General features: G+C 59.8%; 17 protein-coding genes and 1 tRNA gene. 11 read left to right on the top strand and 7 right to left on the bottom strand.

What is annotated here, in order from left to right:
• Window positions 1-84: 84 nt before the first annotated feature.
• A complete protein-coding gene (locus tag ACM6I6_RS28210; protein WP_323626323.1) occupies window positions 85-1,506 on the top strand; it encodes a transglycosylase SLT domain-containing protein in 1,422 nt (473 codons plus the stop codon).
• 103 nt (window positions 1,507-1,609) lie between these two features.
• Window positions 1,610-2,044 (top strand): DoxX family protein, encoded by a 435-nt coding sequence (locus ACM6I6_RS28205; protein ID WP_274076551.1) that lies wholly within the window; start codon window positions 1,610-1,612, stop codon window positions 2,042-2,044.
• Between the two features lie 57 nt (window positions 2,045-2,101).
• Here the strand turns inward: ACM6I6_RS28205 and ACM6I6_RS28200 are convergent, their stop codons facing one another.
• A complete protein-coding gene (locus ACM6I6_RS28200; protein WP_414921065.1) occupies window positions 2,102-3,385 on the bottom strand; it encodes an NAD(P)/FAD-dependent oxidoreductase in 1,284 nt (427 codons plus the stop codon).
• A 183-nt stretch (window positions 3,386-3,568) separates the two neighbouring features.
• On the opposite strand from ACM6I6_RS28200, the gene ACM6I6_RS28195 reads away from it, so the two are divergent.
• Window positions 3,569-3,645, top strand: a tRNA-Val gene (locus tag ACM6I6_RS28195).
• A gap of 132 nt (window positions 3,646-3,777) precedes the next feature.
• Here the strand turns inward: ACM6I6_RS28195 and ACM6I6_RS28190 are convergent.
• Window positions 3,778-4,152, bottom strand: coding sequence for a hypothetical protein (locus ACM6I6_RS28190; RefSeq protein WP_414921064.1), 375 nt, complete (start codon window positions 4,150-4,152; stop codon window positions 3,778-3,780).
• A 177-nt stretch (window positions 4,153-4,329) separates the two neighbouring features.
• Here ACM6I6_RS28190 and ACM6I6_RS28185 point away from each other — a divergent pair, with 177 nt between their 5' ends.
• Entirely contained in the window at window positions 4,330-4,524 is a 195-nt protein-coding gene (locus ACM6I6_RS28185) for a hypothetical protein (protein ID WP_274076548.1), read from the top strand.
• Between the two features lie 62 nt (window positions 4,525-4,586).
• On the opposite strand, the gene ACM6I6_RS28180 is transcribed toward ACM6I6_RS28185, so the two are convergent.
• Complete coding sequence (locus ACM6I6_RS28180; RefSeq protein WP_274076574.1) at window positions 4,587-5,339, bottom strand: carbonic anhydrase; 753 nt, start codon at window positions 5,337-5,339, stop codon at window positions 4,587-4,589.
• Between the two features lie 241 nt (window positions 5,340-5,580).
• Here ACM6I6_RS28180 and ACM6I6_RS28175 point away from each other — a divergent pair, with 241 nt between their 5' ends.
• A complete protein-coding gene (locus ACM6I6_RS28175; protein ID WP_323607512.1) occupies window positions 5,581-6,036 on the top strand; it encodes a DUF2214 family protein in 456 nt (151 codons plus the stop codon).
• 97 nt (window positions 6,037-6,133) lie between these two features.
• Here ACM6I6_RS28175 and csrA read toward each other — a convergent pair whose 3' ends face one another.
• Window positions 6,134-6,325: a carbon storage regulator CsrA gene (csrA, locus tag ACM6I6_RS28170; RefSeq protein ID WP_008057174.1), complete on the bottom strand. Its 192-nt coding sequence runs from the start codon at window positions 6,323-6,325 to the stop codon at window positions 6,134-6,136.
• A 251-nt stretch (window positions 6,326-6,576) separates the two neighbouring features.
• On the opposite strand from csrA, the gene ACM6I6_RS28165 reads away from it, so the two are divergent.
• The gene (locus ACM6I6_RS28165; RefSeq protein ID WP_274076573.1) at window positions 6,577-6,942 is read left to right on the top strand and encodes an SPOR domain-containing protein; all 366 of its coding nucleotides are present in this window, start codon (window positions 6,577-6,579) and stop codon (window positions 6,940-6,942) included.
• Between the two features lie 73 nt (window positions 6,943-7,015).
• On the opposite strand, the gene ACM6I6_RS28160 is transcribed toward ACM6I6_RS28165, so the two are convergent.
• The 3 genes from ACM6I6_RS28160 to ACM6I6_RS28150 form a co-directional block, all read right to left on the bottom strand.
• Window positions 7,016-7,705 carry an endonuclease I family protein gene (locus ACM6I6_RS28160; RefSeq protein ID WP_274076546.1) on the bottom strand — a complete coding sequence of 230 codons (690 nt, stop codon included), beginning with the start codon at window positions 7,703-7,705 and terminating at the stop codon, window positions 7,016-7,018.
• 4 nt (window positions 7,706-7,709) lie between these two features.
• On the bottom strand, window positions 7,710-8,000 hold the full coding sequence (locus ACM6I6_RS28155) for a DUF1654 domain-containing protein (protein WP_274076545.1): 291 nt from the start codon (window positions 7,998-8,000) through the stop codon (window positions 7,710-7,712).
• Window positions 8,001-8,146: 146 nt separating this feature from the next.
• Window positions 8,147-9,235 (bottom strand): asparaginase, encoded by a 1,089-nt coding sequence (locus ACM6I6_RS28150; protein ID WP_274076544.1) that lies wholly within the window; start codon window positions 9,233-9,235, stop codon window positions 8,147-8,149.
• Between the two features lie 325 nt (window positions 9,236-9,560).
• On the opposite strand from ACM6I6_RS28150, the gene ACM6I6_RS28145 reads away from it, so the two are divergent.
• The 5 genes from ACM6I6_RS28145 to ACM6I6_RS28125 all read left to right on the top strand — a co-directional run bounded on the left by ACM6I6_RS28145 (window position 9,561) and on the right by ACM6I6_RS28125 (window position 14,707).
• Window positions 9,561-9,992 carry a hypothetical protein gene (locus tag ACM6I6_RS28145; RefSeq protein ID WP_414921063.1) on the top strand — a complete coding sequence of 144 codons (432 nt, stop codon included), beginning with the start codon at window positions 9,561-9,563 and terminating at the stop codon, window positions 9,990-9,992.
• A 153-nt stretch (window positions 9,993-10,145) separates the two neighbouring features.
• Window positions 10,146-11,102: a sugar ABC transporter substrate-binding protein gene (locus ACM6I6_RS28140; RefSeq protein ID WP_406591072.1), complete on the top strand. Its 957-nt coding sequence runs from the start codon at window positions 10,146-10,148 to the stop codon at window positions 11,100-11,102.
• 54 nt (window positions 11,103-11,156) lie between these two features.
• A complete protein-coding gene (locus ACM6I6_RS28135) occupies window positions 11,157-12,710 on the top strand; it encodes a sugar ABC transporter ATP-binding protein (RefSeq protein WP_414921062.1) in 1,554 nt (517 codons plus the stop codon).
• A complete protein-coding gene (locus tag ACM6I6_RS28130) occupies window positions 12,707-13,684 on the top strand; it encodes an ABC transporter permease (protein WP_414921061.1) in 978 nt (325 codons plus the stop codon). Before ACM6I6_RS28135 ends, ACM6I6_RS28130 begins: the two co-directional genes overlap by 4 nt.
• A 3-nt stretch (window positions 13,685-13,687) precedes the next feature.
• On the top strand, window positions 13,688-14,707 hold the full coding sequence (locus tag ACM6I6_RS28125) for a LacI family DNA-binding transcriptional regulator (protein ID WP_274076539.1): 1,020 nt from the start codon (window positions 13,688-13,690) through the stop codon (window positions 14,705-14,707).
• The last annotated feature ends 34 nt before the right edge of the window (window positions 14,708-14,741 follow it).

Below are 14,741 nucleotides of genomic sequence, written 5' to 3'. Positions count from 1 at the left end.
CCAGCGTCTTCAGGCGCTTTATTTCTGACGCTTGATTGCATGAAATCATTCATGTGGTTGAACTGAATTCTTTGCGGAGAGTGGATGATTCGTCCCTCGGTTTTGCTACTGCTGTGTTGCTCGCTGTTGCTGCCGATGTCGGCGGTTGCGCGGCTGCCCGGGCCGCTGCAAGCCGTGCCGGCCGCCAAGGTCCGTGACCTCACGGACATCCGCAGCAGTCGTGTGCTGCGCGTGCTGGTCAACCAGAGCCGTAACAGCTCTGGCGAAGTCCAGGGCCAAGCCATCGGTGTCGAATACCATCGCCTGCGCGCTTTCGAGCAATACCTCAATGGCCACGCGCGGGATGGCCAGGAAATCACCCTCAAGATCATTCCCAAAGCCAAGGATCAATTGCTCGGTGCGTTGCAGCGTGGGGAGGGCGACCTGGTGGCCCCCGGCGAGCTGCTCGACCTGCAGCCGGGCTTCGCCGTCAGCAGCAGTGAACCGGTCGCCAGTGACATCCCGCTGGTGCTGGTGGGGATCAAGGGTGAACGTCGCTATACCCGTCTCGAACAACTGTCGGGAAAAACCCTCGCACTGCCCAACGGCAGCGCCGCCGGTGACGCCATCAGCCAGATCAACCAGAAGCTGGCGCTGCATAAATTGCCGCCGGTCAAGATCGAGTGGGTCGACCCGAGCCTGGCGGTCGAGGACGTGCTGGAAATGGTCCAGGGCGGGATCTTTCACCTGACCATCGTCGAGCAGCCGATTGCCGAACGCTGGGGCAAGATCCTGCCGAAATTGCGTATCGATCGCCAGGTGCTGATCAGCGAGCCAGGCGAAGAGTTCTGGTTCGTGCGCCGCGACGCGTCGATGCTGCGGGCCAGCATCGATCGTTTCCTGGCGGGCTATAAAAAGCCGTCGGACCAGGACGTAGCGTTTCTGCGCATCTATAGACGCCTTTACCAGGTCCACTATCCGTTGGCCAAGGCTGACCGCCAGCGCCTGGAAAAGCTGCGGCCGGTGCTGCAAAAACATGCAACCGCCCAGGACATGGACTGGCTGAACCTGGCGGCGCTGGCGTTCAAGGAGTCGGGCCTGCAACCTGCGGCGCGCAGTGGCGGTGCGCCGACCGGGCTGATGCAGATCACCCCGTCAGCAGCGCAGCGCGTGGGCGTGAGCAACATTCACGAACTGGATGCCAACGTGCAGGCGGGGGCCAAGTACCTGGCGATGATTCGCCGCAAGTTCTTTGCCAGCCCCAAGCTCAACGAACGCGAGCGCATGGCCTTTGTGCTGGCGGCCTACAACATCGGGCCGGAGCGGGTGCAAGGCATGCGCGCAGAGGCCCGTCGACGGGGGTTGAACCCCAACCAGTGGTTTTTCCAGGTCGAACGCATCGCCATGGAGCAGGTGGGAATGGGACCTGTCAGCTATGTTAATAGCGTGAACAAGTATTACCTGGCGTTCGATCGGGAGCGGGAGTCGTTGGAGCCCCAGGGGCAGAAAGTTGCCCTGCGTAAATGATCGAATAAACTGATTGTTATGGCGGATTCTTTGCGCTTTTAACATGAGATTTACTGATTAATATAGCGGCCAACCAACACACACTCTCAAGGGATGTCACAGCATGAGCACACTGATCAACAAGGTATTGTTTACCCGCGCTGGCTACGGCCTGACCGTTTTGCGGATTTTCGTCGGCATCATCTTCGCTGCCCACGGTGCACAGAAACTCTTCGGCGCATTCGGTGGCTATGGCCTGGCGGGTACCGCGCAGTACATGGAAAGCATCGGCCTGGCGCCGGGCTACCTGATGGCGACGCTGGCGGGCGGCACCGAGTTCTTCGGCGGCCTGGCTTTGATCATCGGCTTGCTGGTACGTCCGGCGGCGCTGGGCCTGACCTTCCTTTCGCTGGTGGCGATTTTTACCGTGCATATCAGCAATGGCCTGTTCATGGCGAACAACGGCTATGAATTCGCCCTGGCGTTGCTCGGTGGCAGCATCGCGGTGCTGATCGAAGGGGCCGGCAAACTGTCGGCGGACCGCGCCATCGCCGGCTGACAGCTTTTCGAACAGACAAAAAAATGCCCGTATCACGGGCATTTTTTGTTTAGGGCATCAGAACCCGAGTCTGTCGCGCAATCCGTAGTACCACGCGCCAAGTGCAGCAAAGGGTGTACGCAGCAGTTGGCCACCCGGGAACGGGTAGTGGGGCAGGTCGGCAAAGGCGTCGAAACGTTCGGCCTGACCACGCAATGCCTCGGCCAGGACCTTGCCCGCCAGGTGCGTGTAGGTGACGCCGTGGCCGCTGCAACCCTGGGAGTAATAGATGTTGTCGCCCAGTCGCCCGACCTGAGGCAGGCGCGACAGGGTCAGCAGGAAATTTCCAGTCCAGGCGTAGTCGATCTTCACATCCTTGAGCTGCGGGAACGCCTTGAGCATCTTCGGCCGAATGATCGCTTCGATGTTCGCCGGATCCCTTGCGCCATACACCACGCCGCCGCCGAAAATCAGACGTTTGTCGCCGCTCAGGCGGTAGTAGTCGAGCAGGTAGTTGCAGTCTTCGACGCAATAGTCCTGGGGCAGCAGGCTTTTCGCCAACTCATCGCCCAAGGGCTCCGTGGTGATCACCTGCGTGCCGCAAGGCATCGATTTGGCCGCCAGCTCCGGCACCAGGTTACCCAGGTAGGCGTTGCCCGCCACGATGATGAACTTGGCCTTGACCTTGCCCTGAGGGGTGTGCACGACCGGGTTGGCACCGCGCTCGATGCGCACCGCCGGCGACTGCTCATGAATAGTGCCGCCCAGTGACTCCACGGCCGCCGCTTCGCCCAGCGCCAGGTTGAGCGGATGGATATGCCCGCCACTCATGTCGAGCATGCCACCGATATATTGATCGCAAGCCACCACCTCGCGGATGCGGCGCTGATCCAGCAACTCCAGCTGCGTATGCCCGAAACGCTCCCACAAACGCTTCTGCGCTTCCAGATGACCCATCTGCTTGTCAGTGATGGCGGCAAATACGCCGCCGTCCTTCAAGTCGCACTGGATGTTGTACCTGGCCACCCGGTCACGAATGATCCGCCCGCCCTCGAACGCCATCTGCCCCAGCAACTGAGCCTGACGCGGACCGACACTGCGCTCGATCACATCGATATCGCGGCTGTAGCTGTTGACGATTTGCCCACCATTGCGCCCCGACGCACCGAAACCGACCCTGGCCGCCTCCAGCACTGTCACCCGAAAGCCGTGCTCCAGCAGGAACAGCGCCGAGGACAACCCGGTATAACCGGCGCCGATCACGCACACATCCGTCTCGACCTCACCCTGCAACGACGGACGCGGCGGCACCGCATTGGCCGATGCGGCGTAATAGGACTCTGGGTAAGGGGTGTTCGCCATCCTGCAGCCTCTGTTTAATAAATTTAACGAATGCGTCGATCCTACCCGAGTTGAAAAACCGCCGCCAGCCACCGGAAAATCTTCTTTGCCGCAGCGAAATTAAATATTTTGCATATTCATAGGGTTAGCGCGAAAAAAGGTGTTGACACCCTCCCGGAATTCCGTAGAATGCCGCCTCACAGCAGGCACGTAGCTCAGTTGGTTAGAGCACCACCTTGACATGGTGGGGGTCGTTGGTTCGAGTCCAATCGCGCCTACCAAACAAAATCCGCTCTGCTGGGCGGTCTGGAAGGGCTCACCGAAAGGTGGGCCCTTTTTTTGTTGTCTGCGATTTAAAAAGCCTATGCAAAGCCAGCAATCAAGCGCCAATCAACGCGTTGCGCAGCCCCGCCTTATTGAATGTATTTCAAACCCACCAGATTCCTGTTCAGCTTGGCTCGCTCGCTGCAGGCAATGGTATGGCTGGCCTTGTTCCATCGAACGTTGCTGATGTCCTGACTTGCCGCTTTTTCAATCGCATCCTTGTTGAGACTTCCTTGGATCCACTGGCCACAAAATGGATCTCGTAACGTTCCCTCATTGACTCTGGCATCCTCGCCATTCATTCTCACTTGAGAAATATTACTATTTGAAGACGGCGTTGACGCGAGCCGAATGAAAATCAGTTCGTCTCGGGTTGAACTGCCAGCAGCCAATTGCATCAAAGCAAGACAGGCAACCGGGCATAGCTGCATCGAGGCGGGAGGGAGTGATGAGGAGGCGGACAATGATCAAGTTCTTTGCGGCTTACCTGTCCATTTGCCTCTTGCTTCAGTGGACGGTGGTCGAGGCGTCGCCCTGGATTGCCAGCCATGTCCTGCTGCGCTGGATCCTGTAACGCTACGGGCGCGACAGGGGCCTCAGGCGTAAGATAAGCAGTGTTACCTCATCTGAAGGAGTCGTTTATGATCTCCGACCAAGTGAACAGACAGGCATCCGATCACAAGGCTGTGTGGGATCAATATTTCTGCGCCGCGTTGATTGCCGAAAGCAACCTGACGGCACCCGTCGTAGGCGGGGCCACGCATGAAGACCGGCAGAATCTGTTGATTGAAAGGGCCAGGGCGCTCGCGGACAAGATGATGGACTGCAGGAAATAACCAGAGCCCAGCCTTCGCGCTGGGCTCTTCACATCTGCGCAGTGGCACCGTAGCTGATTGATTCAGGCAATCAGCTCGACCTTGCCTGTGGCCAGGCGATAAATGCCCCCCACTATTTTCAACTGGCCCCTGCCGAGCGCGTCAGACAGCAAGGGAGTGGCTTGCTTGAGGCGCTCGATCGAGTTCTTGATGTTTTGTACGGTCGCGTTTTCAACCAGGTCACCTGGATGACTGCCTGCCTGCTCGATAGCGGATTTGAGTGCATCCGTCAGTGCAGGGATCTTCCCGGGGAACACCGTGTGATCCTTGACGGCTTTCACGCCGGCCTCGATGGCACCGCAGCGCTCATGGCCCAGTACCAGGATGAGCGGGGCGCCGAGCACGGCCACGCCGTATTCAAGGCTCGCCAGGCCTTCGTCCGTGACGAAGTTGCCGGCCAGGCGTACGGCGAAAAGGTCGCCCCGGGCGGTATCGAAAGCGTATTCCGGTGCAATGCGCGAGTCAGAGCAGCTCAGCACCGCCACAAAAGGGTTCTGGCCGGTAACCAGTGCTTCTCGTTCATCCTTGAAGTCGTGGGTTTCCGAGTTTCCGCTGACATAGCGTTGGTTGCCCTCCATCAGCCTTTTCAGTGCCTCATCCGGGGTGATGACGTTTTTCGGCTTTGGTGGCGCGGCGTTTTTCTCCGCTGCTTGAACAATTCGGCTCGGCAGGGCGCCGGCCAATAACAGGGCGCCTGCTCCTAATCCGGCAAGGCGAAGAAAGCGACGGCGCTCATTGGTTTTTGCTGCGGCGTTTGAATCACATGATTCACACATGATGTTGTGCACTCAAGGTCAATTTGGTGGGAATGACTGCCGTTGGGGAGCGTACCTGCGGGGGCTCAACACTGGAATGTTTGAGTCTAGTCGGTGTGTAACATCACGTTTTACGGGGCTTGCAGCGAATGTGCGGGTGAGGCCTTGATACAAAATGCAGGTTGTCCGGCAGGTGCAATCCATTGATTGATGAGCTACTACTGACAGGCTGATTCGACTTGGTCCTTACAGGAGTTTCCCGATGCTGACTCACTGGTTGCTTGCAGCGGTTCATCTTTTGGCGTTTGCGCTTGGATTCTGGGCTGTCCTGACGCGTGGCACGGCTTTTCGGCGCCTGGCGATCGGCACGGGAGAGGCTCGCAGTGTGTTGATGGCAGACAACCTATGGGGCATTTCTGCGGTTGTGCTGCTGGTTACCGGCGGCATGCGGGCCTTTGGCGGCTTCGAAAAAGGTACGGATTACTACCTGCACCAGCCGTTGTTCCACCTCAAGATGACGTTGTTCGTGCTCATCCTGTTACTGGAAATTGCGCCGATGGTGGCGTTGATCAAATGGCGGGTTGCACGGTCGCGTGGCGCTGCTATCGATACCTGGCGTGCGACGCTGTTTGCACGAATCAGTCATATCGAAGCTGTGCTGATGTTGCTGATGATGGTGGCGGCCACCGGCATGGCGCGCAGTATCGCTTTCGGCTGATCAAGGGGGTTCGGTTAAAGCGCAGGCGATGTTGCGCTTGCATCTTAGCCAGCCGTCGTTGCGGGGCGTACGGGCTGGCTACTGACTGCGACAGGATTCAGGTTTGTGGCTTTTCCGGGGCGGTGAGGCCGGCCTGAATGCGCTGATAAATCTCTTCGCGGTGCACTGCGACGTCTTTGGGCGCGTTGATGCCAATCCGGACTTGCTGGCCGCTTACGCCCAGGATGGTGATCGTAATGTCATCACCAATGTTTATGCTTTCACCGACTTTGCGGGTGAGTATCAGCATGGTCTTCTCCTTGATTGCTTTGTGGGGCACCTGATTCGGACAGTGCAGAGGTCGGTGTTATATATAGATTAGTGCGAAGTCTCACAGTTTGGGTGCCTCTTTCTGACGCGCAGATGCAGCATTAATTCCCAAGGCGTAACTATACAGAGGCCGCCACTATCATTCTCGTTGTTTTGAGTCCATTTTGCGGCACTCGCGAAGTATTCATGAATGCTAAAATCCCCCGCTTTAAGCATTCAGAGGGAAACGCTGTGCGCAAAATGGTCTTGGCAATCGCGGTATTGGCGCTGGCGGGATGCGGTGAGGGCAAGCGCGAAGAAGCGCAAAAACCGCAGCCTGCAGCGGCGGCAACAGCGGCGCAGGTATCGGGGCCACAGTGGGACCTCGAAGTGCGGGGTGAAACACCTCAGGCCGTCAGCGATCTCAGCGGCTGGCTGATCGAACACAGCTTCATGTCCAACGTGATCAGGGAAAACGGCAAGACTCGGATTCTGATGGGGCCGTACAGCTCCAGGGAAGAAGCCGAGGCCAAGCAGGCGCAGGTGAACGCCGCGCTGATCAAAGCGAAAAAGCGGAACATTGAAGTGCTGGTGCTGGAGCGCCCGACGGTTCAGTAAAGGCTGAAGTGGGTGGCTGAAAGACAAAGGCCCGGGGTGTGCAGCCCCGGGCCTTTGTTTGTTCGGCGAGTATTCAGCCGCAGGCTTTCATGTCCACCGGGCCGACAAATTCGTTGCCGCGCCCCATGACGCACGCCACGCTCTGGTTGCGTTGGCGTTCCCAGGCTTGCACCGGGTAGGTCTTGTCCCAGGCCTTGTACAGCTGCTGGTCCTGTTTCGACAGGCGCAAACCATATTGCTTGCTCATGTAGAAATAGGTCCGGGCGATCATGCCGCGGATGGAAGGGCGGGGCATGACCTTTTTCGCCTTGAAGTCGACCTGGGTCAGGCACGAACCGTATTGCCCCGATTGCTCCGGCAGCCAGCCGAAACTGAAGTTGCTGCGGTCACCATTGACCTCGCCGATGCTGGGCACCAGGTTGTGCAGATCGGCCTCGGCCTTCTGGTAGGTCGGGTCGTATCGAGTACAGTTTTTACGCCCACCTTCCTGCCAGCACTGACGCTGATGGCCGATCTGCCAGGCCGGAACGATGTGCTCCCACTCGATGCGCGCGGCGCGCTTGGCGTTTTTGCGCGGCACATACCCGCAGGCTGCGAGGTTCACCTTGTTGCCGGTGTATTTGCAGCCGCAATAGAACTCGGTGGATTGCGGCGCATACAGCTTCCAGGCGACTTTCTTGGCTTCGCTGAAGGTGCGTGGCGCATCGGCCTGGGCACCCGTGGCAAACACCAGGAACAGCAAGGCAAAAAAACGGACACTCATCGACTCAGTCTTCCTTCGGCACTACCCAGAAAATCTGCACGCCACCGTCGTCGCGATAGGCGAGAGTGACGTTGTCGTTCTCGTCGATTTCTTCGAGCAGGCGTTCCCACTCGTCCACGGGCTCGTCTGGAAGGCGGAAGATCAGGGCGGCCCTGGCTTTCTGAGCAGTAGGGCCATTGATGATTTTCTGAACGCGCAAGCCCATGCGTACATAGGTGTCTGGTGAGGCGGAGGTGCTGTCCACAGGATTATCCTTATTAAGCTGTACGTGCATACAGTATTTAACTGTAGGCATTTTCGCAACCGCTTAAAATTCAAGAGAATCCTCTGACAGTGGTTTTTGCCGATTGGTGTAGGGGGATGAGAGTTTTTTGTCAGGCAAGTGCTGCGAGGCGAGTGGCCAAAGAGGTGCCCGACCGGAGTCGGTCGGGCGAGGGCGAATCAATATTCCCAGAACATCCGTTGCAGCTCTTTGCTGTCATTGGTCTTGGTCAGCGCGACCATCGCCAGGATGCGGGCTTTCTGCGGGTTCAGGTCATGCGCCACCACCCAGTCATACTTGTCGTCAGGCTGTTCGGCGTTACGCAGGACGAAACCGCCGGCATTGACGTGGGAAGAGCGGATGATCTGCACCCCGTCCTTGCGCAGGGCTTGCAAGGTGGGAACGACCCGGGAAGACACCGAACCATTGCCGGTACCGGCATGGATGATGGCCTTGGCGCCCGACTGGGCCAGGGCCTTGTAGGCGGTGTCGCTGACGTTGCCGTAGGAGTAGGCAATTTCGACGTCAGGCAGGCTTTCAATGGTCTTGATATCGAATTCCGAGTCCATGGTGTGGCGCTTGGCCGGGAGACGGAACCAGTAGGATTTACCTTCGACCACCATCCCGAGCGGGCCCCAGGCGCTTTTGAACGCCTCGGTCTTGATGTTGATCATCTTGCTGACATCGCGACCCGACTGGATTTCATCGTTCATGGTCACCAGCACGCCTTTGCCACGCGCGTCCTTGCTGCTGGCCACGGCGACGGCGTTGTACAGGTTCAACATGCCGTCGGCGGACATTGCGGTACCCGGGCGCATGGAGCCCACGACAATGATCGGCTTGTCGGTTTTTTCCACCAGGTTGAGGAAGTAGGCGGTTTCTTCCAGGGTGTCGGTGCCGTGGGTGATCACGATGCCATCGACGTCCTTGCTGTCCGCCAGTTCGGCGACGCGACGGCCCAGCTGCAGCAGGTTGTCGTTGGTGATGCTTTCGGAGGCGATCTGCATGACCTGTTCGCCGCGAACGTTGGCCAGTTGGCCAAGCTGTGGAACCGCGGCGATCAATTGTTCGATGCCGACTTTCGCCGCCTGGTAGGTGGCGCTGTTGGCGGCGCTGGCGCCCGCACCGGCGATGGTGCCGCCGGTGGCCAGGACCACGACGTTGGCCAGCTTCTGTTGGGTTTCGGCTTCTTTCGCCTGAAGGGCGGCGGGCAGGAGCAGCAGGAGGGCCAAGGTGCCCGGGAGAAGGTTTTTCAAAGCAGATGTCATTATTTTTCTCTCTAGTAGTGACGGTGCCGATGCAGGTTCATCTAGATGCGCCCCAAAGGGATCTGGACCTTTTGGGGTGCTGGAGAAAAGCACGACGCGTACCAGTTACAACTGGAATCATAAATAACTCGTAACACACTGATTTGTTTATCGTTTTAAACGGATGGTTGAATGGTGATCGCCCGGTTCTGTCCGGTTTTCCGATTATCCGTGGGTTTTTCATTCGGCATTCCGAAAGGATTACGGACCCAATTTAAACATCGGCGTTAAAGAAACCCGCCGGCAGGTCGATGCTTCAATGAAGAATCATGCCCAGGGAGTTCACATGTCATTGACGATCGGTTTGCCCCATTCAGCGGTGATCAATATCGGCGGGAAATCCGCGGCTGCCGTCGACACCCTGAGCGACGCGACCGCGGCGCAACAGCCGGGTGTGCCAGTGAAAGAAGAAAAGCCTGTGAGCCTTGGGCAGGGCGCGCAGGCGGGTGAAAAAACCGAAGGCGCTGGCAGCCAGCAAAGCGTCGCGGTGCAAATGTTGCTCAAGCGCCTGCAGGAACTGCAGGAGCAACTGCGCGAGCAACAGCAACAATTGGCGGCTACCCAGGCCGCGTCTTTTCAGTCTGAAGAGGCCAAGGCCACGGCCGTGATGTCGCTTCAGGCGCAGGTTGCAGATACTTCGGCGGCGTTGATGCAGGTTGCCGCCAGCCTGGCGAAAGCCTTGACCGATTCTGGCAGTATTGTCAGCACTACGGCTTGACCAACCTGGCGCTTGATTGTGCGCGTAGCCTGCGAACGGGGTAGGTTGACAAAGTCCGGCAACGTTCGCATAGTCAGGCTTCGCAAACGTTTGCGACACCTCCAGATGCCGCCTCGACGTTGCTCACAATAATCATAAGATCGGAGTGAATCCATGAAGCTGCCATTCGCAGGACGTCTTCTTGCTGTCGCCATACTGGCTGGCGCCACCGCCACGCTGCCTGTTTCTTCGGTGTTCGCCCAGACGCCTGAAAAGCCTAAAGTCGCGCTGGTGATGAAGTCCCTGGCCAACGAATTCTTCCTGACCATGGAAGACGGCGCCAAGGCCTACCAGAAAGACCACTCCGGCGAGTTCGAGCTCATCTCCAACGGCATCAAGGATGAAACCGACACCGCCAACCAGATCCGCATCGTCGAGCAAATGATCGTGTCCAAGGTCGATGCGCTGGTGATCGCACCGGCTGATTCCAAGGCCATGGTGCCCGTGATCAAGAAAGCCGTCGACGCTGGCATCACCGTGATCAACATCGACAATCAGCTCGACCCGGCCGTGGTCAAGAGCAAGAACATCAGCGTGCCGTTCGTAGGCCCGGACAACCGCAAGGGCGCGCGCCTGGTGGGTGAGTACCTGGCCCAGAAGCTCAAGGCCGGTGATGAAGTCGGCATCATCGAAGGGGTGTCCACCACCACCAATGCCCAGGCCCGCACCGCAGGCTTCAAGGATGCGATGGAGGCTGCGCAGATCAAGGTCGTGTCCGTGCAATCGGGCGACTGGGAAATCAACAAGGGCAACCAGGTTGCCGCCTCCATGCTCAGCGAGTACCCGAACATCAAGGCCCTGCTGGCCGGCAACGACAGCATGGCGGTTGGCGTGGTGTCAGCCGTGCGCGCCGCGGGCAAGGCAGGCCAGGTCCAGGTGGTCGGTTACGACAACATCAATGCCATCAAGCCGATGCTTAAGGATGGCCGCGTCCTGGCCACCGCCGATCAATTTGCCGCCAAACAGGCGGTATTCGGCATCGAGACCGCGTTGAAGATCATCAAGGGCGAGAAGGTCGACAGCGGCACCAACGGCGTGATCGAAACTCCGGTAGAGCTGGTTACCCAGTAATTTTCCGCCGGCACAATGACGCTCGCCCGTCCCGGCGAGCGCCTGGAGAGTTTTATGTCCGTTAGCGCCCCGCACGCTGTCCTCTCGGTCAGTGGCATTGGCAAGACTTACGCCCAGCCGGTCCTGGCCGGCATCGACCTCACGCTCATGCGCGGCGAGGTGCTGGCCCTGACCGGCGAGAATGGCGCTGGCAAAAGCACGCTGTCGAAGATCATCGGCGGGCTGGTCACACCGACCACCGGGCAGATGCAGTTTCAGGGTCAGGATTACCGCCCGGGCAGCCGCACCCAGGCCGAAGACCTGGGTATCCGCATGGTGATGCAGGAGCTCAATCTGTTGCCGACCCTGTCGGTGGCGGAAAACCTGTTTCTGCACAAGCTGCCAAGCACCGCTGGCTGGATCATCCGCAAGCAACTGCGCCAGGCGGCGCTCGAGGCCATGGCTCAGGTCGGGCTCGACGCGATCGACCCGGACACGCTGGTGAGTGAGTTGGGCATCGGCCACCAGCAGATGGTCGAGATCGCGCGCAACCTGATCGGCGATTGCCATGTGCTGATCCTCGATGAGCCGACCGCGATGCTGACCGCCCGTGAAGTCGAAATGCTCTTCGAGCAGATCACGCGCCTGCAGGCCCGTGGCGTGTCGATCATCTATATTTCCCACCGCCTCGAAGAACTGGCACGGGTGGCCCAGCGCATTGCGGTTCTGCGGGACGGCAACCTGGTGTGTGTCGAGCCGATGGCCAACTACAACAGTGAGCAACTGGTCACGCTGATGGTCGGGCGCGAACTGGGCGAACACCTCGACATGGGGCCTCGGGACATCGGCGCGGCGGCGTTGACGGTCAAGGGGCTGACCCGCGCCGACAAGGTGCGTGACGTGTCCTTCGAAGTGCGCGCCGGCGAGATCTTCGGCATTTCCGGATTGATCGGGGCAGGGCGCACCGAGTTGCTGCGGTTGATCTTTGGTGCCGACACCGCGGACAGCGGCACGGTGGCCCTGGGTTCACCGGCGCAGGTGGTGAATATCCGTTCTCCGGTGGACGCGGTCGGGCATGGCATCGCCCTGATCACCGAAGACCGCAAGGGCGAGGGCCTGCTGCTGACGCAATCGATCGGCGCGAACATTGCCCTGGGGAACATGCCGGGTATTTCCAGCGGTGGATTGGTCAATCCGGGCGATGAGGCGGCGTTGGCCCAGCGTCAGATCGATGCCATGCGCATCCGCAGTTCCGGGCCGGCGCAGTTGGTGTCCGAGTTGTCCGGGGGCAACCAGCAGAAAGTGGTGATCGGTCGCTGGCTGGAGCGCGATTGCTCGGTGCTGCTGTTCGACGAGCCGACCCGGGGCATCGATGTCGGCGCCAAGTTCGACATCTACGCGCTGCTCGGCGAGCTGACTCGCCAGGGCAAGGCGTTGGTGGTGGTGTCCAGTGACCTGCGCGAATTGATGTTGATCTGCGACCGCATCGGCGTGCTCTCGGCGGGGCGCCTGATCGACACCTTCGAGCGGGACAGCTGGACCCAGGATGATTTGCTTGCCGCCGCGTTCGCCGGCTACCAGAAACGTGATGCGCAGCTCTTCGAAGCAGCGCCAAAGGATCTTCAATGAAAAGCGCATCTTCGGCCGGCCAGCGCAGCGGCAATTTCTATGGGCTGGGCACTTACCTGGGGCTGGCCGGTGCCTTGCTGGCCATGGTCGTGCTGTTCTCGCTCCTGAGCAGCCATTTCCTCTCCTACAGCACCTTCAGCACCCTGGCCAACCAGATTCCGGACTTGATGGTACTGGCGGTCGGCATGACCTTCGTGCTGATCATCGGCGGCATCGATCTGTCGGTGGGTTCGGTGCTGGCGCTCGCCGCCTCGACGGTCAGCGTGGCGATTCTCGGCTGGGGCTGGAGCGTGCTGCCCGCGGCATTGCTCGGCATGGCGGTTGCCGCGCTGGCGGGGACCGTCACCGGTTCGATCACCGTGGCCTGGCGGATTCCGTCGTTCATCGTGTCCCTGGGCGTGCTGGAAATGGCTCGCGGCCTGGCTTACCAGATGACTGGTTCGCGCACGGCCTACATCGGTGATGCCTTTGCCTGGCTGTCCAATCCGATCGCCTTCGGGATCTCGCCGTCGTTCATCATTGCCTTGCTGATCATTTTCATCGCCCAGGCCGTGTTGACCCGTACCGTGTTCGGCCGCTACCTGATCGGCATCGGTACCAACGAGGAAGCGGTGCGCCTGGCGGGGATCAACCCCAAACCCTACAAGATCCTGGTGTTCAGCCTGATGGGGCTGCTGGCCGGGATCGCCGCGCTGTTCCAGATTTCGCGCCTGGAAGCGGCAGACCCCAATGCCGGCTCCGGACTGGAGCTGCAAGTGATCGCTGCCGTGGTGATTGGCGGCACCAGCCTGATGGGCGGGCGCGGCTCGGTCATCAGCACCTTTTTCGGTGTGCTGATCATTTCCGTATTGGCGGCCGGTCTGGCGCAGATCGGTGCCACCGAGCCGACCAAACGCATCATCACTGGCGCGGTGATCGTGGTGGCGGTGGTGCTGGATACTTATCGCAGTCAACGCGCAAGCCGGCGGACCTGAGTCATGGCAACGATCAAGGATGTAGCGGCACTGGCGGGGATTTCCTACACCACGGTTTCCCACGTGGTGAACAAGACCCGGCCGGTCAGTGAAGAAGTGCGGGTCAAGGTCGAGGCCGCGATCAAGACCCTCGACTACGTACCCAGTGCCGTGGCCCGGTCACTCAAGGCCAAGACCACGGCCACCATCGGCCTGCTGGTGCCCAACAGCCTCAACCCGTACTTCGCCGAGCTGGCGCGGGGCATCGAGGATTATTGTGAGCGCAATGGCTATTGCGTGATCCTGTGCAATTCCGACGACAACCCGGACAAGCAGCGCAGCTACCTGCGGGTACTGCTTGAGAAACGCATCGACGGGCTGATCGTCGCCTCGGCCGGGGGTGACAGCGGGCTGGCCCAGGGCCTGGCGAACGTGCGCACGCCGATGGTGATCGTCGACCGCGCGCTCGAAGGCGTCGATGCGGACCTGGTGCGCATCGACCACGAGTACGGCGCCTACCTGGCCACCCGGCACCTGCTGGAGTTGGGGCATCGGGATATCGCCACCATCAGCGGCCCGGCGACCACCAGTGTGGCGCAGATGCGTCTGGCCGGATTTTGCCGGGCCCTTGCAGAGGCAGGCCTCAGCGTTGCGCCCGAGCGCATGCTGGAAAGCGATTTCACCAGCACCGGTGGTTACAGCGCCGCCGCGACGCTGCTGGAACATAATCCGCCCAGCGCGATTTTTGCCGCCAACGACATGATCGGTTTTGGCGTGCTGCGTGCCGCCGCCGAGCGCAATATCCGCGTGCCCACGGACCTGTCGGTGATCGGCTTTGACGACATCCAGATGAGCCGTTATGTCTATCCGGCCTTGACCACCGTGGGGCAGTCGATCCTGCAACTGGGCGAAATGGCGGCCGGGGTGCTGCTGCGCCGGATCGCCACGCCGACCCTTTCGACCGAGCAACGGATCGTCACCCCCAGCATCGTCATGCGCGAATCCACCGCGCCGTTGGCTGGGGTGTTTGAGCAGTACCGATAAACAAAAAGTACCGCTGAATCCAAAGCAGCGCTGA

Origin of the sequence: Pseudomonas sp. IT-P218 (assembly GCF_949767605.1) — a bacterium.
In the GTDB taxonomy this organism is placed as follows: Bacteria; Pseudomonadota; Gammaproteobacteria; order Pseudomonadales; family Pseudomonadaceae; genus Aquipseudomonas; species Aquipseudomonas putida_AE.
This window is presented reverse-complemented; position numbering and strand designations above follow the sequence as displayed.